Source organism: Pseudomonas sp. EA_65y_Pfl2_P78, from assembly GCF_963970495.1.
GTDB lineage: Bacteria > Pseudomonadota > Gammaproteobacteria > Pseudomonadales > Pseudomonadaceae > Aquipseudomonas > Aquipseudomonas baetica_A.
Genome location: NZ_CAXAON010000084.1, coordinates 1 through 1,093, shown reverse-complemented (window position 1 = coordinate 1,093; position 1,093 = coordinate 1). Strand labels below are relative to the sequence as shown.

Here is a 1,093-nt window from a genome sequence, read left to right as displayed (position 1 = left end):
CAACATCCACATTGAACTGGTCAGCGAGCACCCGGATTTCGATCTGGAGAGCTTGCTCAGCCAACCGGCGTTTCTGCAATTTGGCCATAACGGCGAAGGCATTCACGGGCGCATCGAAGACGTGCTGGTCGGCGAGGCCGGCAAGCGTCTGACCCGTTACCACCTGACGCTGGTACCGGCGCTGCACTATTTGCAGTTCAGCCACGATCAGCGGATTTTCCAGCGCATGACTGTGCCGCAGATCATCGCCCAGGTGCTCAACGGTCATAGCGTTCAGGCCGATGCGTTTACCTTCCACGTCAGCACCAGCGCCGCTCGCGAATACTGCACGCAGTACGCGGAATCTGACCTGGAATTCATACAAAGGTTATGCGCCGAAGACGGTATCGCCTGGCACCACCAGCACTCACCGGACGGGCATTTGCTGGTATTCACCGACGATCAGGTGTTCCTGCCCAAACTCGGTGCCACGCCGTATCAGCAGGATTCCGGGATGGTCGCCGAGCATTCGGTGGTCAGCCGTTTCAGTGTGCGAACCAGCACCCGTACCAGCACGGTCACCCGCCGCGACTATGATTTGAAACGCCCAAGTCTATTGCTCGAAAGCCACTTCACCGCCGAATTCACCCCGGCACTGGAGGACTATCGATATCCGCTGTTGATCGAGAGCGAAAAGTCCGGCAAGCAATTGGCCCGTCAGGCGCTGGAGCGCCATCGCAGCGACTATGAATTGGGCGAAGGTCAAAGCGATCAGGCGAACCTGCGCTGCGGCCACTTATTCGAACTGACCGAACACCCGCGCAACAGCTGCAATGACCTGTGGTTGTTGCTCAGCGTGTCGCACGACGGCCGACAGCCACAAGTGCTCGAAGAGTCAGTCACCAGCGACACCAAAGCCGCTGACGGCTTCACCCAGGGCTATCGCAATACCTTCAGCGTGATTCCCGCCGAGGTGGTGTTTCGCCCACAGTTGCCAGCACCGCGTCGTCCTCTGGTTTCCCAGACTGCACGTGTGACCGGCCCCGCTAACGAAGAGATCTACTGTGACGAATACGGTCGAGTGAAGTGTGAGCTGAGCTGGGACCGTGCTGAA

At 58.8% G+C, this 1,093-nt stretch carries 1 protein-coding gene; it reads left to right on the top strand.

The window, feature by feature from the left end:
• Window positions 1–1,093 (top strand): type VI secretion system tip protein TssI/VgrG (gene tssI, locus AACY02_RS25915; RefSeq protein ID WP_339434358.1); only part of this gene is annotated, 1,093 nt, incomplete at both ends.